This window comes from Burkholderia sp. AU33423 (assembly GCF_002223135.1).
Taxonomy (GTDB): domain Bacteria; phylum Pseudomonadota; class Gammaproteobacteria; order Burkholderiales; family Burkholderiaceae; genus Burkholderia; species Burkholderia lata_D.
The window spans coordinates 982,984-1,003,942 of the sequence record NZ_NKFH01000005.1 but is presented as its reverse complement, the minus strand read 5'-3'; the positions used below and the strand labels follow the sequence as shown (position 1 = coordinate 1,003,942).

19 protein-coding genes and 1 pseudogene are annotated in these 20,959 nt (G+C 66.5%); 5 read left to right on the top strand and 15 right to left on the bottom strand.

What is annotated here, in order from left to right; all coding sequences use genetic code 11:
* Positions 1-33 precede the first annotated feature (33 nt).
* The gene (locus CFB50_RS17260; RefSeq protein ID WP_089446631.1) at positions 34-807 is read left to right on the top strand and encodes an exodeoxyribonuclease III; all 774 of its coding nucleotides are present in this window, start codon (positions 34-36) and stop codon (positions 805-807) included.
* 109 nt (positions 808-916) lie between these two features.
* Here the strand turns inward: CFB50_RS17260 and CFB50_RS17255 are convergent, their stop codons facing one another.
* Entirely contained in the window at positions 917-1,969 is a 1,053-nt protein-coding gene (locus CFB50_RS17255) for an NAD(P)-dependent alcohol dehydrogenase (RefSeq protein ID WP_069249139.1), read from the bottom strand.
* Positions 1,970-2,196: 227 nt separating this feature from the next.
* Between CFB50_RS17255 and CFB50_RS17250 the strand changes: the two are divergent.
* Positions 2,197-3,142 (top strand): annotated as a pseudogene (locus tag CFB50_RS17250) (AraC family transcriptional regulator N-terminal domain-containing protein).
* A 30-nt stretch (positions 3,143-3,172) separates the two neighbouring features.
* On the opposite strand, the gene CFB50_RS17245 reads toward CFB50_RS17250, so the two are convergent.
* From CFB50_RS17245 to argB, 7 genes are all read right to left on the bottom strand, one after another.
* Positions 3,173-4,231: a M48 family metallopeptidase gene (locus CFB50_RS17245; RefSeq protein ID WP_089446630.1), complete on the bottom strand. Its 1,059-nt coding sequence runs from the start codon at positions 4,229-4,231 to the stop codon at positions 3,173-3,175.
* A complete protein-coding gene (locus tag CFB50_RS17240; protein WP_069249137.1) occupies positions 4,221-5,642 on the bottom strand; it encodes an AmpG family muropeptide MFS transporter in 1,422 nt (473 codons plus the stop codon). Before CFB50_RS17240 ends, CFB50_RS17245 begins: the two co-directional genes overlap by 11 nt.
* Positions 5,643-5,761: 119 nt before the next feature.
* The gene (gene metW / locus CFB50_RS17235; protein ID WP_006755281.1) at positions 5,762-6,370 is read right to left on the bottom strand and encodes a methionine biosynthesis protein MetW; all 609 of its coding nucleotides are present in this window, start codon (positions 6,368-6,370) and stop codon (positions 5,762-5,764) included.
* Positions 6,367-7,512 (bottom strand): homoserine O-succinyltransferase MetX, encoded by a 1,146-nt coding sequence (gene metX, locus CFB50_RS17230; RefSeq protein WP_089446629.1) that lies wholly within the window; start codon positions 7,510-7,512, stop codon positions 6,367-6,369. Before metX ends, metW begins: the two co-directional genes overlap by 4 nt.
* A gap of 269 nt (positions 7,513-7,781) precedes the next feature.
* Entirely contained in the window at positions 7,782-8,447 is a 666-nt protein-coding gene (gene slmA / locus CFB50_RS17220) for a nucleoid occlusion factor SlmA (RefSeq protein ID WP_089446628.1), read from the bottom strand.
* Complete coding sequence (locus CFB50_RS17215; RefSeq protein ID WP_089446627.1) at positions 8,414-9,205, bottom strand: pyrimidine 5'-nucleotidase; 792 nt, start codon at positions 9,203-9,205, stop codon at positions 8,414-8,416. The genes slmA and CFB50_RS17215 overlap by 34 nt, the downstream gene beginning before the upstream one ends.
* Entirely contained in the window at positions 9,202-10,101 is a 900-nt protein-coding gene (argB, locus tag CFB50_RS17210; protein ID WP_006754950.1) for an acetylglutamate kinase, read from the bottom strand. The genes CFB50_RS17215 and argB overlap by 4 nt, the downstream gene beginning before the upstream one ends.
* 305 nt (positions 10,102-10,406) lie before the next feature.
* Here argB and CFB50_RS17200 point away from each other — a divergent pair, with 305 nt between their 5' ends.
* From CFB50_RS17200 to CFB50_RS17190, 3 genes are all read left to right on the top strand, one after another.
* Complete coding sequence (locus CFB50_RS17200; protein WP_069249130.1) at positions 10,407-10,631, top strand: cysteine-rich CWC family protein; 225 nt, start codon at positions 10,407-10,409, stop codon at positions 10,629-10,631.
* 92 nt (positions 10,632-10,723) lie between these two features.
* Complete coding sequence (locus CFB50_RS17195; RefSeq protein WP_089446626.1) at positions 10,724-12,142, top strand: ATP-binding protein; 1,419 nt, start codon at positions 10,724-10,726, stop codon at positions 12,140-12,142.
* Between the two features lie 13 nt (positions 12,143-12,155).
* Positions 12,156-12,698 carry a response regulator transcription factor gene (locus tag CFB50_RS17190; protein ID WP_021156278.1) on the top strand — a complete coding sequence of 181 codons (543 nt, stop codon included), beginning with the start codon at positions 12,156-12,158 and terminating at the stop codon, positions 12,696-12,698.
* A gap of 175 nt (positions 12,699-12,873) precedes the next feature.
* Here the strand turns inward: CFB50_RS17190 and hslU are convergent, their stop codons facing one another.
* The 7 genes from hslU to xerC form a co-directional block, all read right to left on the bottom strand.
* A complete protein-coding gene (gene hslU / locus CFB50_RS17185; protein WP_089446625.1) occupies positions 12,874-14,217 on the bottom strand; it encodes an ATP-dependent protease ATPase subunit HslU in 1,344 nt (447 codons plus the stop codon).
* A gap of 10 nt (positions 14,218-14,227) precedes the next feature.
* On the bottom strand, positions 14,228-14,764 hold the full coding sequence (gene hslV, locus CFB50_RS17180) for an ATP-dependent protease subunit HslV (protein ID WP_006477497.1): 537 nt from the start codon (positions 14,762-14,764) through the stop codon (positions 14,228-14,230).
* Positions 14,765-15,171: 407 nt separating this feature from the next.
* Positions 15,172-15,588, bottom strand: coding sequence for an RNA polymerase-binding protein DksA (dksA, locus tag CFB50_RS17175; protein ID WP_006477498.1), 417 nt, complete (start codon positions 15,586-15,588; stop codon positions 15,172-15,174).
* 495 nt (positions 15,589-16,083) lie between these two features.
* The gene (locus tag CFB50_RS17165) at positions 16,084-17,157 is read right to left on the bottom strand and encodes a CobW family GTP-binding protein (RefSeq protein ID WP_089446624.1); all 1,074 of its coding nucleotides are present in this window, start codon (positions 17,155-17,157) and stop codon (positions 16,084-16,086) included.
* Between the two features lie 57 nt (positions 17,158-17,214).
* Positions 17,215-18,543, bottom strand: coding sequence for an RNA-guided endonuclease InsQ/TnpB family protein (locus tag CFB50_RS17160; RefSeq protein WP_235986596.1), 1,329 nt, complete (start codon positions 18,541-18,543; stop codon positions 17,215-17,217).
* A gap of 201 nt (positions 18,544-18,744) precedes the next feature.
* Positions 18,745-19,959 carry a class I SAM-dependent rRNA methyltransferase gene (locus CFB50_RS17155; protein WP_089446623.1) on the bottom strand — a complete coding sequence of 405 codons (1,215 nt, stop codon included), beginning with the start codon at positions 19,957-19,959 and terminating at the stop codon, positions 18,745-18,747.
* Positions 19,960-20,035: 76 nt separating this feature from the next.
* Positions 20,036-20,956, bottom strand: a complete 921-nt coding sequence (xerC, locus tag CFB50_RS17150; RefSeq protein WP_089446622.1) for a tyrosine recombinase XerC — start codon at positions 20,954-20,956, stop codon at positions 20,036-20,038.
* Between the last annotated feature and the right edge of the window lie 3 nt (positions 20,957-20,959).

The following is a 20,959-nucleotide window of genomic DNA, read 5'->3' as shown; positions in this document are numbered from 1 at the left end:
CCCTGAAAAACATCGAACTGAACGGAATCCGACATGATGCGAGTGATTACCGCCAACCTGAACGGCATCCGCTCCGCCGCGAAGAAGGGCTTCTTCGAGTGGCTCGGCGAACAGAACGCCGATTGCGTGTGCGTGCAGGAAATCAAGGTCTCGGCCGACGACCTGCCGGTCGAATTCGTCGAGCCGCACGGCTTCAAGAGCTATTTTCACCACGCCGAGAAGAAGGGCTACAGCGGCGCGGGCGTGTACAGCCGCCGCGAGCCCGATGACGTGATCATCGGCTTCGGCAGCAGCGAATTCGATGCCGAAGGGCGCTACGTCGAGGCGCGCTACGGCAAGCTGTCCGTCGTGTCGGTGTACGTGCCGTCAGGCTCGAGCGGCGAAGAGCGCCAGCAGGCGAAGTACCGCTTCATGGACGAGTTCATGCCGCACCTCGCCGCGCTGAAGAAGAAGCGCGAGGTGATCCTGTGCGGCGACGTGAACATCGTCCACAAGGAAATCGACATCAAGAACTGGAAGAGCAACCAGAAGAATTCGGGCTGCCTGCCGGAAGAGCGCGAGTGGCTCACGAAGCTGTTCGACGATGTCGGCTATGTCGACGTGTTCCGCACGCTCGACCCGCGCGCCGAGCAGTACACGTGGTGGAGCAACCGCGGCCAGGCGTATGCGAAGAACGTCGGGTGGCGGATCGATTACCAGATCGCGACGCCGGGTATCGCCGGCACCGCGAAAAGCACGTCGATCTTCAAGGACATCAAGTTCAGCGACCACGCGCCGCTGACGGTGGACTACGACTACAAGAAGTGATGTTCCGCGCTGCGCCGCGCGTGCAGCAGTCGGATGCAAAAACGGGCCGCATGTCGAACATGCGGCCCGTTTCGTTTGGGGCGGCGATCGTGCGTATCGCCTTCGTCGCTTACTGCTTGATCGACGCCATGTCGATCACGAACCGGTACTTCACGTCGCTCTTCAGCATCCGCTCGTAGGCCGCGTTGATCTGCTGCATCGGAATCGTTTCGATATCCGACGTGATCCCGTGCTCCGCGCAGAAGTCGAGCATTTCCTGCGTTTCCGCGATCCCGCCGATCAGCGAGCCGGCGAGGCGGCGGCGCTTGAAGATCAGGTTGAACACCTGCGGCGACGGATGGTCGTGCTCCGGCGCGCCGACCAGCGTCATCGTGCCGTCGCGCTTCAGCAGGTGCAGGAACGGGTTCAGGTCGTGCTGCGCGGCGACCGTGTTCAGGATGAAGTCGAAGCTGTTCAGGTGCGCGTTCATCTGCGCCTCGTCCTTCGAGATCACGACTTCGTGCGCGCCGAGCCGCTTGCCGTCCTCGATCTTCGACGGCGACGTGGTGAACAGCACGACGTGCGCACCCATCGCGCGCGCCAGCTTCACGCCCATGTGGCCGAGGCCGCCGAGCCCGACGATGCCGACCTTCTTGCCGGGGCCGACGTTCCACTGCCGCAGCGGCGAGTAGGTCGTGATCCCGGCGCACAGCAGCGGCGCGGCGCCGGCCGGGTCGAGCGTCTCGGGCACGCGCAGCACGAACGCCTCGTCGACGACGAGCTGCGTCGAATAACCGCCGAACGTGATGTCGCCCGTCACGCGATCCTGGCCGTTGTAGGTGCCGACGAAGCCGTTCTCGCAATATTGCTCGAGGCCTTCTTCGCAGCTCGCGCAGGTGCGGCACGAATCGACGAGACAGCCGACGCCGACCAGTTCGCCGACCTTGAAGCGCGTCACTTCCGGGCCGGTCGCGGTCACGCGGCCGACGATTTCATGGCCCGGCACGACCGGATAGATCGTGTTGCGCCATTCGTTGCGGGCCTGGTGCAGGTCCGAGTGGCAGACGCCGCAGTAGAGGACGTCGATCTGGACGTCGAGGTCGCGCAGTGCGCGACGCTGGAATTCGAACGGGGCGAGCGGCGAGCGCGAATCGGTCGCTGCGTAGGCATAGGTAGTGCTCATGCGATGGGCTCCTTGTCCGGAAAGCATCCGGCGAAACAGACTGCCGTCGCATCATGTGGCGATGCGGCGAGGCAGGACGTCATCGTAAGGAGCGCGGCGCCGCAGTGAAATACACGAAGGTCTGGAAGATTTGCCTATTCCTCTCTAACTGCGTGCAAACAGCCGTCAAAACACGTCCAGGGTGCTAAATTGCGAGCCAGATTCTCTTGCCGGACAGGACCACGCAGATGAGCTTCGAGCCCCTTTTCGCCGATACGGGCGACCGTGTGCAGCGCCGCATGGTCGAGCTGCATACGCGCCTCGCGCCGAACGAGGGCGACACGCCTCGCGGCGCTCGACGGCGTGCGCTTCATCCGCGTGAGCCGTCCGGTGCCGCGCATGCCGGTGTTGTACGAGCCGAGCATCGTCGTCGTGTGCCAGGGGCGCAAGCTCGGCTATCTCGGCGAGCGCTCGTTCGTGTACGACGCGCAGCAGTATCTCGTGCTGTCGGTGCCGCTGCCGTTCGAATGCGAGACCTTCGCGAGCCAGGACGAGCCGTTTCTCGCGATCTCGATCCGCGTCGATCTCGCGGTGATCGCCGAGCTCGCGATCCTGCTCGACGAGACGCTCGGTGCGCCCGTCAGCGAACCGCTCGGCGTTGATTCGACGCCGCTCGATGCGCCGCTGGCGGATGCCGTGCTGCGGCTGCTCGAAGCGCTCGCGTCGCCGCACGACACGCGCGTGCTGGGCCCCGCGATCATGCGCGAGATCGCGTATCGGGTGCTGACGGGCGCGCAGGGCGACGCGATCCGCGCGGCGCTCGTCCAGCAGCATCACTTCGGCCGCATCGCGAAGGCGCTGCGGCGCATCCATGCGGACCTGAAGGCCGATCTCGACGTCGAGACGCTCGCGCGCGAGGCCGGCATGAGCCTCGCGGTGTTCCATGCGCAGTTCAAGCACGTGACGGCGACGTCGCCGATGCAGTACGTGAAGGCCGCGCGGCTGCACCAGGCACGGCTGATGATGGTGCAGGACGGGGTCGGCGCCGGTGCGGCGGCCGCGCGTGTCGGCTATGCGAGCGCATCGCAGTTCAGCCGCGAGTTCAAACGGCTGTTCGGCCGCAGCCCGGGTGACGAGGTGCGCTGGATGCGCGAAAGCGGCGCCCGGCCGGTCGCGGCGGAGGTGGATGCGTAGGGCGGCGTCGCGATCGGCCGCGCGGGGCGCTCAGCGCCGCACGACCTTGCGACGCTGCGCGCTGATGCCCGCGTAGTCGGGCAGTGTGTCGACGTGCTTGCCCACGGCCTTCGCGTACAGCGGCATGAGATCCGGCAGGCGGTTCAGCAGGTCCTGGCGGCGGGCGGTGCTGTACGGGTGCGTATAGATGAAGCCCGTCGCCTTGTTCCCGCGTGTCGCAACCGCGAGCTTGTCCCACAGCGTGATCGCCGCGCGCGGATCGAAGCCCGCACGGGCGGCGATGTCGCCGCCGATCACGTCGGCTTCGGTCTCGTCGGTCGGGTCGTAGTGGAGCGACTGCAGGCGCTCGCCGAGGTTCAGTGCCTGCGGCAGAGGCTCGCCGACGCCGAACAGCGGCGGCAGCGCGGCCGCGTGCAGCGACGTCTGCGAGGTCGCGCTGAAGTTGCTGCGTGCATGTTCTCGCAGCGCATGCGCAATGCCGTGCGCGAGCAGCACGCCGAGCTCGTCGTCGTTCAGGCGGACGCGGTCGAGCAGGCCGCCGTACACGAGCACCTTGCCGCCCGGCAGGCAGGTCAGGCGAATGTCGCGCGAGCGGATCGCGTTGACGTCCCACGCCCAGCTCTTTACGCGGTCGTTCCATTTCACCGAATACGGCGCGAGCTTCGCGACGATCGCGCGCAGGCGCTTCACGCGCGGCTGGTTCGCCGGCAGCAGGCGGTTGCTGTCGGCGGCCGCCTGCACGATCTGCGCGTATTCGTTCGCGGTGAGCTGCTCGAGCAGCGGCGACGGGATCAACGTGCGGAAGGCAATGGCGTCGCCGTAGCGGACCTGCTGCGATGTCTGCGCATAAGCCTTCGCCGACGCGGCGGCGCCGGTCGGCTGCGCGGGTTCGGCGGTGGCCGACTGGGCAGGGGCGGCGGGCGTCGAAGTCGCCGGCGGTGAAGCGGGTGCCGTGGCCGGGGAGCCCGCGGCGGCGGCAGCGGGCGCGCCGGCGTCGGTCGCATGGGCGAACCCCGCGGCGAGCGCCGCGGCGCCGACGCTCAACGAAGCCGCAACGCGCGCGAGGCGGTGCAGGCCGTTACTGCGCACGGCTGGCCTCGCCGTTGCGTGCGGCACCGTTCCACGGCGCGATCTTGAACAGCAGCAGCATGCCGGGAATCGCGAGCGCGGTGCACACGATGAAATAGTCGTACCAGCCGATCTTTGCGACGACGAAGCCGCTCGCGGCCGACGCGAGCGTACGCGGCACCGACGCGAGGCTCGTGAACAGCGCGAACTGCGTGGCCGTATAGCGCGGGTCGGTCGTGCTCGCGATATACGCGACGAACGCGGCCATCGTCAGGCCGGTCGTGAAGGTTTCGAAGCCGTAGACGATCGCGAGGGCGACCGTCATCGGGCTCAGCTTTGGCGTGATCTCGATACCGAACACCGACATGAACGACGCGAGCGCGTGGCTGGCCGCGACCGTGAAGTCGTACAGCACCGCGAGCACCGGCGAACCGGGGCCGACCTGCGCGAGCCACGCGAAGCCGAGCGTCGACACCATCTGCAGCGCACCGAAGATCCACAGCCCGCGGCCGATGCCGATCTTCACGAGCCAGACGCCGCCGATGATGCCGCCGGCCACGCTCGCGACGAGGGCAGTGGTCTTCGCGACGATGCCGATTTCGGTGCGCGAGAAGCCGATGTCGAGGAAGAACGACGTCGACAGCGTGGTGGCCATCGTGTCGCCGATCTTGAACAGGAAGATGAACGCGATGACGAGCAGCGCGCCGGCCCAGCCGTCGCGCTGGATGAATTCGCGGAACGGCAGCACGATCGCGTCGCGCAGGTTGCGCGGCGGCGCGCCGACCACTTCGGGCTCGCGCACGACGAGCGTCATCAGGATGCCCGGCAGCATGAACGCGCCGGTGAGCGCGAACACGGCGTCCCACGGCAGGTGGTCGGACAGGATCAGCGCGAGCGAACCGGGGATCAGCGCGGCAAGCTTGTACGCATTCACGTGCACCGCGTTGCCGAGGCCCTGCTCGGTGTCGCGCAGCAGCTCGCGGCGGTACGCGTCGATCACGATGTCGGCGCTCGCGCCGAAGAACGCGACGAGCGTGGTGAGCGCGGCGACCGTCCAGATCGAGTCGCGCGGCGACACGAAGCCGAGCGCGGCGATCGCACCCGCGACCAGCAGCTGCGTGAGCAGCAGCCAGCCGCGCCGGCGGCCCGGCCGCCAGCCGGGCAGGCGCGGGACGTAGCGGTCCATCAGCGGCGCCCACAGGAACTTCCACGTGTACGGGAACTGGATCAGCGCGAACAGGCCGATTTCCTTCAGGTTCACGCCCTCGGAGCGCAGCCATGCCTGCACGAGGTAGACGAGCGTGAAGAGGGGCAGACCCGACGTGAAACCGAGGAACACGCAGATCAGCATGTGCGTGTTCAGATAGGCTCGCCAGCCGGGGTGATCCTCGTGAGCGGTGAGTGCGGGCGCCTCGTGTGGCGTTTTCGACATGGACTGGAACTGGATAGCGTTGACTGATTGCGGCGGCAGCGCAGGCGACGGCGCGGGTCGCGCAGCGGCGCGGCCGCACGTGCGTGCGGGCCGACGGCGTCCGTCAACGGCTCCCCGGCTCAGCTGCGCTTGACGCGGTAGACAGCAAGACTACCACGCCAGTTCGCTCCCCATCGAATCGGTTGGCCTTCGTGCAGCACCACGCGGTCGAGGATCGTCACGCCGACTTCGGGCGCGAGCGCCTCGAAATCCTCGATCGTCAGCACCCGCACGTTCGGCGTGTTGTGCCACTGGTAAGGCAGCGATTTCGACACCGGCATCCGGCCGTTCAGCACCGACAGCCGGTGCGGCCAGTAGCCGAAATTCGGGAACGACACGATGCATTCGCGCCCGACCCGCGCGGTTTCGCGCAGGATCGCGGCCGTCTGGTGGATCGTCTGCAACGTCTGCGACAGGATCGCGATGTCGAAGCTGTGGTCCTCGAACAGGCGCAGGCCGTCTTCCAGGTTCTGCTGGATCACGTTGATGCCGTTCTTCGCGCTCGCGAGCACGCCCGCGTCGTTCAGCTCGATCCCGTAGCCGGTCACGTCCAGTTCTTCCATCAGCAGCGCGAGCAGCGAGCCGTCGCCGCAACCGAGGTCGAGCACCGTCGAGCGCGGTTCGACCCAGCGCGCGATCGTGCGGAAGTCCGCGCGCGCGGACAGGGAATTCAGTGCTTGCTGGTTCATGCACCCACCTCGATGGCGATTCGTTCGTAATACGCGCGGAGCAGGTTGTGATAGCGCGCGTCGTCGAGCAGGAATGCGTCGTGGCCGTGCGGCGCATCGATTTCCGCGTAGCTGACCGTGCGCTTGTTGTCGAGCAGCGCCTTCACGATCTCGCGCGAGCGGGCCGGCGCGAAACGCCAATCGGTCGAGAAGCTCGCGATCAGGTATTTCGCCTGCGTGTGCGCGAGCGCGGCCTTCAGATTGCCGTCGAACGCCTTGGCCGGGTCGAAGTAGTCGAGCGCGCGCGTGATCAGCAGGTAGGTGTTCGCGTCGAAGTAGTCGGCGAACTTGTCGCCCTGGTAGCGCAGGTACGACTCGACCTCGAACTCGACGTCGAAGCTGAAGTTGTACGCGTCGAGCGCGCCGTCGGCACGGCGCAGCGCACGGCCGAATTTCTCGGCCATGTCGTCGTCGGACAGGTACGTGATGTGGCCGATCATCCGCGCGACGCGCAGGCCGCGCTTCGGCTTCACGCCGTGTGCGTAATAGTCGCCGCCGTGGAAATCGGGATCGGACAGGATCGCCGAGCGCGCGACCTCGTTGAATGCGATGTTCTGCGCGGACAGCTTCGGCGTCGACGCGATGTCGATACAGTGCGCGACGCGCTCCGGATACATCAGGCTCCACGCGAGCGCCTGCATCCCGCCGAGGCTGCCGCCCATCACCGCGGCGAAGCGCTCGATGCCGAAGGCATCCGCGACGCGCGCCTGCGCGTGCACCCAGTCCTCGACGGTGACGACCGGGAAGCTCGCGCCGTACGGCTTGCCGGTGGACGGGTCGATGCTCATCGGGCCGGTCGAGCCGAAGCACGAGCCGAGGTTGTTCACGCCGATCACGAAGAAGCGGTTGGTATCGAGCGGCTTGCCCGGGCCGACCATGTTGTCCCACCAGCCGGTGCTGCGCGGATCGTCCGCGTAGACGCCGGCGACGTGGTGCGACGCGTTGAGCGCGTGGCAGACGAGCACCGCGTTCGAGCGCGCGGCGTTGAGTTCGCCGTACGTCTCGACGACGAGCTGATAGTTGCCGATCACGCTGCCGCTTTGCAAGCGCAGCGGTTCGGCGAAGTGCATGGTCTGTGGAGCGACGATGCCGATCGATTCCATTCGTTCCGCCTTATGACTGGGCAGCTAAATGGTGTCGGCGATGCGCGGAGGCGAAGGTGCGCGGCTGACGACCTCTTTAGCCGCATTTGTAGTGAACCGCCGGGACAAAGACAGCATCAACGCCCTGGCCGGTTCGCGCGCCCGCAATCGAGTCAGCAAATCGGCGCGTGTCTGGCTGCCGCCCTAGGGGCGGCAGTCGGCAAAGTATAGCGGAAATTGCGGAGCGCGGATTCGGGCGCGCCGGGCGGGGCCGCCGCGCCCGCGTCATCTCACTGCAGGATCAGCCGCAGATGCGCATCGGCCTGCTCGCCGGGCGATTTCTGGAACCCGCCTTTCGCGAAGCGGTGCCAGCGCCCGATCACGTAGCTGACGAGCAGGCTGGCGCGCGCGGCGGGATCGTAGTCGGCCGGCAACGCGAACGGTGCGGCGCCGTCCTGCGGCGTGCTGGCCTCGGTGCGGGCAACCCGCAGGCACTGCTTGACGGTCGCCTCGATCCGGTCGAGCAACTGGTTCACGCGTTCGGTGAGGCGCTCGTCCTCGCCGACCAGCGCCTCGCCGGTCAGCACGCGCGTCATGCCCGGATTCTTCGCGGCGAAATTGAGCATCGTCAGCGCGATCGTGCGCGCCTGCAGTACGCCGTTCGGCTCCTTCGCGACGATCTGGTTGACGAGGCCGAACAGCGCCTGCTCGATGAATTCGATCAGCCCCTCGTACATCTTCGCCTTGCTGGCGAAATGCCGGTAGAGCGCCGCTTCCGAAACGTCGAGCCGGGCCGCGAGCGCGGCGGTCGTGATCTTCTCGGGCTTGGGCGCCTCGAGCATCGTCGCGAGTGTCTGCAGGATCATCACGCGCCGCTCGCCCGGCTTCGGGCGCGGGCGGGACGGCGTGGCCTGGTCTTCCTTTACGGCTTGGTCCTGCGGGTAAGTCGGCTGCATTTCTGTCGCCCCGATCGTGTGCCCAGTCGCAGCGATTTTAACGAACGAATGCGCTGATCGACATAATGTGGACGGCCGATGCTCGGCAGATGGCCCGGCAGGTGGCCGGTGATCCATACGGTACCGATGCCGAGCCGCTTGTAGCGTTTCAGGTGGCTGCGGGTATCTTCGACGAGGATCGCATCGGCCAGCCGCGCATGCGCGGCACGCAAGGCCCGGCGCAGCATCGTGTGGTCGGGCTTCGCGCGCCATGTGCGGCGGTCGCGCATGTGCTCGATCGCGATCACGCGCTCGAACAGCCGCTCGATGCGCAGCTCGCGCAGCACCGCGCGCGCATAGTTCTCCGGCGCGTTGGTCAGGATCAGCTTGCGGCCCGGCAGCGCGGCGACGATGCGCGCGAGGCCGCGCTCGGCGCGCACCATCGCCGGCAGGTCGGAAAACGTGTGGACGACGCGCAGGAAGTCGTGCGGGTCGATCGGATGATGGCGCGTGAGGCCGAGCAGCGCGGCGCCGTAGCGCTCGGTGTAGCCGGTGCGCAGGCGGTCGGCTTCGGCGCGCTCGACCTGCAGCGCGTCGATGATGTACTGCGTCATCGCGCGGTTGATCTCCGGAAAGATCGCGTGCGATGCGTGGTGAAGGGTGTTGTCGAGATCGAACAGCCACACCGGCGCGCCGGCGCGGGGCCGGCTGCGTGACACGCGCCGGCGCAGCAGCGGAGCCGGCAAGTCGGGTGTGGCGGTCTTGCTGCGCTTGCTCAATGCGAGCGGATCATCGTGCCGAACGGCTGCTCGGTCAGGATTTCCAGCAGGACCGAGTGCTCGATCCGGCCGTCGACGATGTGCACCGACTTCACGCCGCTCTTCGCGGCGTCGAGCGCCGACGAGATCTTCGGCAGCATGCCGCCGGAGATCGTGCCGTCTTCGAACAGCGCGTCGATCTCGCGCGCGGAGAGATCGGTCAGCAGGTTGCCGTCCTTGTCCATCACGCCCGGGATGTTGGTCATCATCAGCAGCTTCTCGGCGTTCAGCACGGTGGCGAGCTTGCCCGCGACGAGGTCGGCGTTGATGTTGTACGAGAGACCGTCCTCACCGAAACCGATCGGCGAGATCACCGGGATGAACGCGTCGTCCTGCAGCGCCTTCACGACGGCCGGGTTGATCGCCTCGACTTCGCCGACCTGGCCGATGTCGATGTACTGGCCCGGGTTGTCGCGGTCCGGCATCAGCAGCTTGCGCGCGTGGATCAGGCCGCCGTCCTTGCCCGTCAGGCCCACCGCATGGCCGCCGAAGTGGTTGATCAGCGTCACGATGTCCTGCTGCACTTCGCCGCCCAGCACCCATTCGACGACTTCCATCGTCTCTTCGTCGGTGACGCGCATGCCCTGGATGAAGGTGCCGGCCTTGCCGATCTTCTTCAGTGCCTGATCGATCTGCGGACCGCCGCCGTGGACGATCACCGGATTGATGCCGACCAGTTTCAGCAGGATCACGTCGCGCGCGAAGCCTTGCTTGAGCCGCTCTTCCGTCATCGCATTGCCGCCGTATTTGATGACCACGGTCTTGCCGTGGTAGCGGCGGATGTACGGCAGCGCTTCGGCGAGGATTTCTGCTTTCAGCGTGGGGGCGATCTGCGAGAGGTCGATGGGCTCGGACATGGCGGCGGCTCAGGCTGGGAACGTTGAAACACGGCGAATTGTACAGGAGTGGCGCAGCGCAGCATCGGGTTTTTGGGCGGGCCGGAACACCGACGGCGCGGCGTGGGCGCCGCGCGCGGCGGCCCGCCGGCTATGGCGCGGCGCGATGCCGGCCGCGATACGGGGAGCGGTGCGCGGGCGTCGCCGGAGGGGCGGTTCGCGCCCGTTCGCGATGGCCATCGGCCGAACGGCCGGCGTGCAAAATCCGTTCGCCGCGCTATGCTTGTCGCGTAGGGCGGCTTCCCGCCCGCTCGAGCGCTTCAGCCATGACCGATTCCGCCGCCGACGCCCGTTCCGCCCCGCGCCGCGCGCGCTGCCCGCACTGCGGCCGCAGCTTCGACTGCGGCGCCCGCACGCAGCCGTTCGAATGCTGGTGCGCGTCGATGCCGGTCGTGCCCGGCGGTACGCCGCCCGCGGCCGGCGCACGCTGCCGCTGCCCCGAGTGCCTGGCCGACGAGATCGCGCAGCGGATGGCCGGCGCGGCAGGTTGACGGCATCGGCCGCGCACGTGGGGCGTCCCGTTCGCCGCGCGCCGATCCGGCCCCGCTAGAGGCGCCGCCCGCTAAACGGGTAAACTGCTCGGATGCAACGAATCACCACCACCGGGCGCGTCAACCTCAGTCACCTGTTCTGGCTCCGCAATCTCGCGATCATCGGCCAGCTCGTGACGATCGGCGTCGTGCAGACCTATTTCGGCGTGCATCTGCCGTTGCCGGCGATGCTGATGGTCATCGCGCTCGAAATCGTTTTCAATGCGCTCACCTGGGTGCGCGTGCTGCGCGCGCGGCCCGAGACCAATTTCGAGCTGCTCGGCCAGCTGTGGGTCGACCTCGGTGCGCTGTCCGCGCTGCTGTTCCTGTCGGGCGGCACGACCAATCCGTTCGTGTCGCTGTACCTGCCTTCGCTCGCGATCGCGGCGGCCGTGCTGCCGTGGCACCTGATGATCTGGCTCGCGGCGTTCGCGGTCGCGTGCTACGCGGCGCTCGGCTTCGACTCGGTGCCGCTCAACATGGACAACCCCGCGAACCTGTTCGACTACTACCGTACCGGGATGTGGGCGAACTTCATGGTCAGCGTCGGGCTGATCGCGTGGTTCGTCGCGCGCATGTCGAATGCGCTGCGCCAGCGCGATGCGGCGCTCGGCGAAGCGCAGCAGCACCTGCTGCGCGACGAGCGGGCGGTCGCGCTCGGCGTGCAGGCCGCCACCGTCGCGCACGAGATGGGCACGCCGCTGTCGACGATCGCGATGCTCGCCGAAGAGCTGCGCGACGCCGCGCGCGACGATCCGGGGCTGGCCCGCTACGAGGCCGACCTGAAGGTGCTCGAGGAACAGATGACGCTCTGCACGTCGGCGCTCGCGCGCCTGCGCAGCCGCGCGAGCGCGCCCGCGAGCCGCCAGCCGGTGGACGACTGGCTCGACACGTTCGTCGAGCACTGGCGCCTGCGGCATCCGCATGTGCAGTTCGAATTGCTCGGCGCGCGCCCGGCGGGCGTCGCGCTCGACGACACGGTCGCGGCCGGCCAGATCCTGACGATCCTGCTCGACAACGCCGCGCGCGCGAGCCCGCAGCGCGTGACGCTGGCCGCGAAGGTCGCGCACGCCGGCACGGCCGACGAGATCGAATTCGAGGTATGTGACGACGGGCCCGGCATTCCGGCGGCGTTGCGTGAATCGCTCGGCGCGATGCCGGTCGACAGCACGCAGGGCGGGCACGGGGTCGGCCTGTATCTGGCGTTCAGCGCGGCCGCGCGGCTCGGCGGCGAGATCGAACTGTCCGATGTCGTGCCGCGCGCGGCGGGCGGCAACGGGCGGGCCGCCAGTGCGGCGAATGGTCACGCCGCGGCAGGATCGGCACAGCGCGCGGGCCAGCGCCTGACCGAACGGACAACCGGCGCGCCGGACAGCCGCCCGGCCGTTACGACCGCCGCGCGCGGCACGCGGGCCGTGCTGCGGCTGCCGGTCGTGCGTGTCGCGACGCCGGCCGCCTCAACCAACACGTAGACGGAGAAACCACATGAGCGAGAACAATTTCCTGGTGATCGACGACAACGAGGTGTTCGCGGGCACGCTCGCGCGCGGCCTCGAGCGCCGCGGTTACGCGGTCCAGCAGGCGCACGACAAGGAGGCGGCGCTCCGGCTCGCCGCGGGCGGCAAGTTCCAGTTCATCACCGTCGACCTGCATCTCGGCGAGGATTCGGGCCTGAGCCTGATCGCACCGCTGTGCGACCTGCAGCCCGACGCGCGGATCCTGGTGCTGACCGGCTACGCGAGCATCGCGACTGCCGTGCAGGCGGTGAAGGAAGGCGCCGACAACTATCTCGCGAAACCCGCGAACGTCGAGTCGATCCTCGCCGCGCTGCAGACCAACGCGACCGAAGTGCAGGCCGACGAAGCGCTGGAGAATCCGGTCGTGCTGTCGGTCGACCGGCTCGAATGGGAGCACATCCAGCGCGTGCTGGCCGAGAACAACAACAATATTTCGGCGACGGCGCGCGCGCTGAACATGCATCGCCGCACGCTGCAACGCAAGCTCGCGAAGAAGCCGGTGCGGCAGTAAGCGGCGCGCCGCGCCGTGGTCGTCACGGCGAGGGCGATTCCGTACGACGCGTGCCGCGGGATACGGCGCGCGATCGCGCAGGCGGACGGGCGGCGCATGGCGGCCTGCCGCGCGGCGCACCAACGAAAACGGGCGGCCCGCCGGGCCGCCCGTCTCGCATTCGACGCCGCGCGCGTTACAGCACGTAGCGCGACAGATCTTCGTCCTGCGCCACTTCGCCGAGCGCGCGATCGACATACTTCGCATCGATCGTCACGCGCTCGCTCGCATGGTTGCCGGCCGAGAACGACACGTCCTCGAGCAGTTTCTCGATCACCGTGTACAGCCGGCGCGCACCGATGTTCTCGGTCTTCTCGTTGACCGAGAACGCGATCTCCGCGAGACGGCGGATGCCGTCCTCGGCGAATTCGAGCTGCACGTCTTCGGTCGCGAGCAGCGCCTGGTACTGCTTGACGAGGCTTGCATCGGTCGCGACGAGGATCGCTTCGAAATCGTTCACCGACAGCGAGTCGAGCTCGACGCGGATCGGGAAGCGGCCCTGCAGTTCGGGAATCAGGTCGCTCGGCTTCGCGAGGTGGAACGCGCCGCTCGCGATGAACAGGATGTGATCGGTCTTCACCATCCCGTACTTCGTGTTGACCGTCGTGCCTTCGACGAGCGGCAGCAGGTCGCGCTGCACACCCTGGCGCGACACTTCGCCGCCGCTGCCTTCGTTGTTGCGCGACGTGATCTTGTCGATCTCGTCGAGGAACACGATGCCGTTCTGCTCGACGTTCTGCACGGCCTTCGTCTTCACTTCCTCGTCGTTGAGCATCTTCGCCGCTTCCTCGTCGGTCAGCAGCTTCAGCGCTTCCTTGATCTTCACCTTGCGGCGCTGCTTCTTGCCGCTGCCGAGGTTCGAGAACATCGAGCGGATCTGCTCGGTCATCTCTTCCATCCCCGGCGGCGCCATGATGTCCATGCCGGCCGACGGCTGCTCGAGGTCGAGCTCGACTTCCTTGTCGTCGAGCTGGCCTTCGCGCAGGCGCTTGCGGAACGTCTGGCGCGTCACGTTGTTGTCGTCGTTCGCGTGCTCGGCGTTGCCGCCGAAGCCCACCGCGCGCGGTTGCGGCAGCAGGATGTCGAGGATGCGGTCTTCCGCCTGGTCGGTCGCCTTGCTGCGCACCTTGCGCATTTCGGTTTCGCGCGTCTGCTTGACCGAGATCTCGATCAGGTCGCGCACGATGCTGTCGACGTCGCGGCCGACGTAGCCGACTTCGGTGAACTTGGTCGCTTCGATCTTGATGAACGGCGCATCGGCGAGCTTCGCGAGGCGGCGCGCGATTTCGGTCTTGCCGACACCCGTCGGCCCGATCATCAGGATGTTCTTCGGCGTGATTTCCTGGCGCAGCGGGTCGGCGACCTGCTGGCGGCGCCAGCGGTTGCGCAGCGCGACCGCGACGGCCTTCTTCGCCTTCGCCTGGCCGATGATGTGCTTGTCGAGTTCCGAGACGATCTCGGCAGGGGTCATGGTGCTCATGGTGCGGTCCTTACTCGATCGTTTCGATGATGCGGTTGTGGTTCGTGTAGATGCACATGTCGCCGGCGATCCCGAGCGACTTCTCGACGATCTCGCGCGGCGACAGCTCGGTGTTCTCGACGAGCGCGCGAGCCGCGGCCTGCGCATAGGCACCGCCCGAGCCGATCGCGCAGATCCCGCCTTCGGGGTCGAGCACGTCGCCGTTGCCGGTGATGACGAGCGTGGTGGTGGCATCGGCCGTGATCAGCATCGCCTCGAGGCGGCGCAGCATCCGGTCGGTGCGCCAGTCCTTCGCGAGCTCGACGGCCGCGCGGGTCAGGTTGCCCTGGTGCTTCTCGAGCTTCGCCTCGAAGCGATCGAGCAGCGAGAACGCATCGGCGGTGCCGCCCGCGAATCCGACCAGTACCTGGTTGTTGTAGATCCGCCGCACTTTCCGCGCGCCACCCTTCATGACGATGTTGCCGAGGGTTACCTGGCCGTCGCCGCCGAGCGCGACCTTGTCGCCGCGCCGGACCGAAACGATGGTCGTGCCGTGAAATTGCTCCATCTGCGTTCCTTGAGAAAAACGGGGAAGAGTCGGGCGGCGCGGGGCGCCGCCGCATGAATCGCAGTGCGCCGGGGAGCGGCCCGGCGCGCATCCGTTTCATTTTAGGGCGGGCGCCGGGATATCAAGAGGGGCTGGCAAATCGGCCGGCAGGGGCCTGTTCCCGCTAATAACGGGCTTGTGAACGTGTCTTGCCGGTCGTCCCCCAAGGGGACTTCCTTTGGGCGCGTGCAAGAAGCAAGGAGCGCCGTTTGGCCGAGCCAAACAAGCGACGCGCGACGCAGCAATGCGGCCAGCGCAAGCCCGTTATTAGCGGGAACAGGCCCCTAAACCGGTGCCGGAAAAACAAAAAGCGCGCGGCAGGCCGCGCGCTTTCGGGAAGCAGCGTGTCTGAGCGGAACGCCGCTCGATCAGTCGCCGAACAGCTTCTGGCGCAGCTCGCGGCGCTCTTGCGCTTCGAGCGACAGCGTGGCGGTCGGACGCGCGAGCAGGCGCGGAATGCCGATCGGCTCGCCGGTTTCCTCACACCAGCCGTAATCGCCGGAATCGATGCGGGCGAGCGACTGCTGAACCTTCTTGAGGAGCTTGCGTTCGCGATCGCGCGTACGCAGTTCGAGCGCGTGCTCTTCCTCGATCGTCGCGCGATCGGCGGGATCGGGCACGATCACCGTCTCGCGCAGGTTCTCGGTCGTCTGGCCTGCATTCTTGAGGATGTCCGCCTGCAACTGTTCGAGCCGATTTTTGAAGAAGGCGAGCTGATCCTCATTCATGTAATCCTTGTCGCTCATCTTCAGGATTTCGGCTTCGGTCAAGAGTTTCTTCGTCATCTGCTTGCTTCTTCAATGTGCGGCAAATCGATAGATATTGCCTGCACTTTGGGATTACCCGCAACCGCCCTTGCAATCATTTGCGATTTGCCGCCGCGGGGCCGAAAGCCTCTGGAAAACCGGTTCTCAAATACCAGGATAGGCCTGGCGCGGAGTTGCGCGCGCTGCGAACCGGTGTGCTGCGCGGCACATCGCATCGGCCGCGGCCGGGAGGCGGATTGGCGATCCGGCGCGGTTGCGATGCCCGGAAAACTGGTTCAGCAAGAACCGGGCCTGTTTGTTGCCGTACTCCAGCGGGCACGTATTGTAACTGAATCGCAAGCGGGCGCCGTATCGGGTCGATCCCCGTCGGCTGCGCCAATATCTAGAAAATATAACGCGCAAATCGAGAAAAAGCGATGACGGCGAAACCCTGCCCGGAAAAGGCGCCCCGCGGCCGCAGCAGCCGCCCGCGAGGCGGCCGTGCGGCGGGGGCGCGACGGTCGCCCGCGCGCGTCAGGCGAGGCAGGCGTCGAGGCCGTCGGTGATCAGGTCCTGCGGCAGATCGACGCCGATGAACACCATCTTGTTCGTCTTCTTCTCGACCGGGAGCCACTTCGAGGCGAGGTCGCTGCCCATCATCTGGTGCACGCCCTGGAACACGACCTTGCGGTCGACGCCCTTCATGTACAGCACGCCCTTGTAGCGCAGCATCCGCTCGCCGTAGATCTGCAGGATGCCGCCGAGGAAGTCTTCCAGCTTGTTCGGGTCGAACGGGCGGTCGTTGCGGTACACGAACGACTTGATCTTGTCGTCGTGATGCGCGTGGTGGTGATGGTGGCGGCTGTGATCGTGCGCGCATTGACCGTGATCATGGTCGCAATTCGCGTGATCGTGATCATGGTCGTGATCGTGGTGGTGGTGCGCGTGATCGTCTTCGGCGAGGAAGTCGGGGTCGATCTCGAGCTTCGCGTTCAGGTTGAAGCCGCGCAGGTCGAAGATTTCCTTGATGTCGGCTTCACCGAAGTTCACGACCTTGATCGCGGCCTTCGGGTTCATGTGCATCAGGCGGTGCTTGAGGTCGGCCACCGTCTGGTCGTCGACCAGGTCCGACTTCGTGATGAACAGGCGATCGGCGAAACCGACCTGGCGCTGCACGACTTCGTGCTCGTCGAGCTGCGCGTTCGCATGCTTCGCGTCGACCAGCGTGATGACCGCGTCGAGCAGGAAATCGTCGGCGATCTCGCTGTCGATGAAGAAGGTTTGCGCGACCGGGCCCGGGTTCGCGAGGCCCGTGGTTTCGATCACGATGCGGTCGAAGTCGAGCTTGCCTTCGCGCTTCTTCGCGGCGAGATCGCCGAGCGTGCGCGCGAGGTCGCCGCGGATCGTGCAGCAGATGCAGCCGTTGCTCATCTGGATGATCTGCTCGTTCGAATCCTGGATGAGGATCTCGTTGTCGATGTTCTCTTCGCCGAACTCGTTCTCGATCACGGCGATCTTCATGCCGTGCTGTTCGTTCAGGATGCGCTTGAGCAGCGTCGTCTTGCCGCTGCCGAGGAAGCCGGTGAGGATGGTGACGGGAGTGGCCATGTCAATCGCCTGTTGTTCGTGAATCGGGGTCAAAACCAGGATGTGCGTCGCGCCCGGTTAGTCGAGCGCGCAATCCTCCATTGAAACATACCTTTGACATCCTCCCCACTCTGGACCTCTGGCCGCCGCCATTTGGCGGAAAGAGCGGGGATTCCTGCCGCGTCTCGAACGATGATGCGTGTCTCGGATCGCCTCGGTGGGTTCCTGCTTCGCGGAGTGGCCTGATTGCGCCGGCTCTCCACAGGCTGCAACGCGGTGTCCCCGCGCCAGTATGTTGATCGCGCCGACCACGTCGGCATGGTCCTCATGCCCGCACCCGACACAGTGGAATGCGGCCTGCGTCTGTCGGTTCTCGGCGCTCACCGACCCACAGGCCGGACACGTTCGACTCGTATTCGCCGGCGGCACCGCGACAAGCCAGCCGCCGTTCCACGCCAGCTTATAGTCCAGTTGGCGACGAAACTCGAACCACCCCTGATCGAGAATGGCTTTATTCAGGCCAGACTTGGTCCGAACATTTTTGCCCGGCGCATCTGGGCTGCCTGCCGCCGACCTAGACATATTGCGTACCTGCAAGTCCTCGATGCATACCATCGCGTGGTTTTGGCTGATGGTGGTCGTGGCCTTGTGCAGATAGTCGCGGCGGGCATTGCCGATGCGGGCATGGATACGCTGGATACGGGCCGTTGCCTTCTTCCAGTTGTTGCTGAACTTGACCTTTCGGCTCAGTGCCTGCTGCGCACGACGCAGCTTGGCCTCGTGCCGCTTGAAGCTGTTGAGAGGCGCGAGAAAACTGCCGTCGCTCATGGTGGCAAACCGAGCGATGCCCATGTCGATACCAATCGCGCTCGCTGCCTGCGGTACTGGTTGCTTGACTTCACGTACTGTCTGGATCGAAACGCGCCATTTGCCCGCGTTTTGACACACGGTGACGTGACGCACCTCGCCCAGCACATCCCGACTGTTGCGATAGCGAAGCCAACCGAGTTTGGGCAAGAAAATGCGGTTGTTGCTCTGATCGAGCTTGATTTGCTTCGGGTCGGGATAGCGGAAGCTGCTGCCGAGACTCTTCTTTTTGAAGCGTGGAAAATCAGCGCGCTTAGCGAAGAAGTTTGTGTAAGCCTGTTCCAGATCCTTGAGAGACTGTTGCAGCGGATGAATCGGTGCGTCCTTGAGCCACGGTGTTTCCGTACCGTTGCGCCAATCGGTAAGCAGCTTGCACAGCCCCGCGTAGCTCAGATTTTTCTCGCCTCGATCATAGCGTTCCTTCTGCACGGCCAATGCCTTGTTGAACACGAAGCGGCATGCCCCTGCGAAGCAGCGCATGCTGTGCTGCTGCTCGTCAGTCGGCATCAGTTCGTATTTGAAGGCTTGATAGCGTTGCATGAATGAGTCGTATCAGGACTTCCTCGCTGCCTTTACCCGGCCTGATGGCCGAGGCTTGCCGCGCACCTGGTCAAGCCGTCCGGTCGGTCGGACGCGACAGACCGGAGAGCTCGACTGTCATGCCGGCGACCGCCGCGCGGAGGGTCATCGCATCGCGGTACCGGCGACCAGTGGGGAGGGCGTGCGCGTAGATCGGGGCAGTCAGACGATTTGCAACAGCAGGCCCTTCAGATATTCGCCTTCCGGGAAGGCCGCGAGCAGCGGGTGATCGACGCCCGCGCCGAGCCGTTTCAGGATGCGCGCGTCGACCTTCGCGTCGGCGGCCGCGCCCGCGACGATCTTCTGGAACAGGTCCATGTCGATCGCGCCCGAGCACGAGTACGTGAACAGCAGGCCGCCCGGACGCAGCAGCTTGAAGCCGCTCAGGTTGATGTCCTTGTACGCGCGCGCCGCGCGATCGACGCTGTCGCGCGTCGGCGCGAACTTCGGAGGATCGAGCACGATCAGGTCGAAACGCTCGCCTTCGTCGACGAGGCGGCGCAGCGTCTTGAATGCGTCGGCGTCGAGCCAGGTCGCGCGTTCGGCATCGAAGCCGTTGGCGACGACGTTCTGCTGCGCGAGCGCGAGCGCATCGCCCGACGAGTCGATCGATACGACACGCTTCGCGCCACCCTTGAGCGCGGCGAGCGAGAAGCCGCCCGTGTAGCAGAAGCAGTTCAGCACATCGCGATCGGTCGCGTACTGCGCCACCAGCGCGCGGTTGTCGCGCTGGTCGACGTAGAAGCCCGTCTTGTGGCCGTTCGGTACGTCGACGTGATAGCGCACGCCGTTTTCGTTCGAGATCAGCGTCGCGGGCGGCGCATCGCCGGCGAGCACGCCGGTCGTCTGTTCGAGCCCTTCCTTATCGCGGATCGATACGTCCGAGCGCTCGTACACGTTCGGGCAGTCCGTCGCGCCGACGAGCGCCTTCACGATCGCGTCCTTCCACGCCTCGACGCCCGCGGCCATGAACTGGCAGACGAGCTGGCCGCGCGGCGCCGCGCCGGCTTCGGCGGTGTCCGCGACGTAGTAGTCGACGATCAGCCCCGGTAGCCCGTCGGCTTCGCCGAACACGAGCCGCACCGCGCCCGTGCCCGACACCATCGTCGTGCGGTGCGCGACCGCGCGCTGCACGCGGCGCTTGAAGAACGCGTGGTCGATCGGCTCGTTCTCGTCGAAGCTCCACACGCGCACGCGGATCTGCGATTGCGGGCTGTACGCGCCGCGCGCGAGGAAGCGGCCGTCGTGTGCGCGCACGATCACGGTCGCGCCGGGCGCGGGCTTGCCGTCGACGCGGTCGATCGCATTGGCGTAGATCCACGGATGGCGGCGCAGCAGCGATTTTTCCTTGGACGGCTTGAGGGTGACGGTTTGCATGGTAAGATCGAAATGGGCCGTGCGCGACGCCGACCGTGGCCGGTCGCCGCGCGCGGCGGGTAACACGGGACGCGCGTCAGTCGCGCTTCTTCGCGCGCGGATGCGCGCTGTCGTAAATCTTCGCGAGATGCTGGAAGTCGAGCGACGTATAGACCTGCGTCGCGGCGACGCTCGCGTGGCCGAGCAGTTCCTGCACCGCGCGCAGGTCGCCGCTCGACTGCAGCACGTGCGTCGCGAACGAGTGGCGCAGCACGTGCGGATGGACGTTGGCGGGGATGCCCGCGGTGAGCGCCGCGCGCTTCACGCGCTCGCGCACGACGCCCGGCGACATCCGGTTGCCGCGCACGGACACGAACAGCGGATGCGGATCGTGCTTCACGAATTCGCCGCGTACCGCGAGCCATGCGTTCAGCGCATCGATCGCCTTGCGGCCGACCGGCACCTTGCGCTCCTTGTTGCCCTTGCCGCGCACGGTGACTTCGGCTTCGGCGAGGTCGAGCCAGCCGGTCGACCGGTAGCCGTCGGCCTGCGTGTACATCACGTCGAGCCCGATCAGCTCGGCAAGGCGCAGCCCCGACGAATAGAACAGCTCGAGGATCGCGTGATCGCGAATGCCTTCGGTCGTGTTGGCGAGCGGCGCGTCCATCAACGCCGATGCGTCGTCGACCGACAGCGCCTTCGGCAAGGTCTTCGCGCGTTTCGGCGCGCGCACCGCGGCGACCGGGTTCGCGGGCATCTCGACGCGCTGCGCGAGCCAGCGGTAGAACGCGCGCCACGCGGACAGCCGGTGCGAGATCGACCGGGCGGACAGCCCGCCCGAATGTGCGCGCGCGACCGCGCCGCGCATGTCGGCGGCCGTCAGCGCTTCGAGCGGCCGGCCGTTCGCGAGCTTCTTCAGCTCGTCGAGTTCGTGCGTGTATCCGCGCAGCGTGTGTTCCGACAGCTGCCTGACGTGCTTCAGGTTCGACAGGTAGGCGGCGATCGGATCGTCTGTCATCGC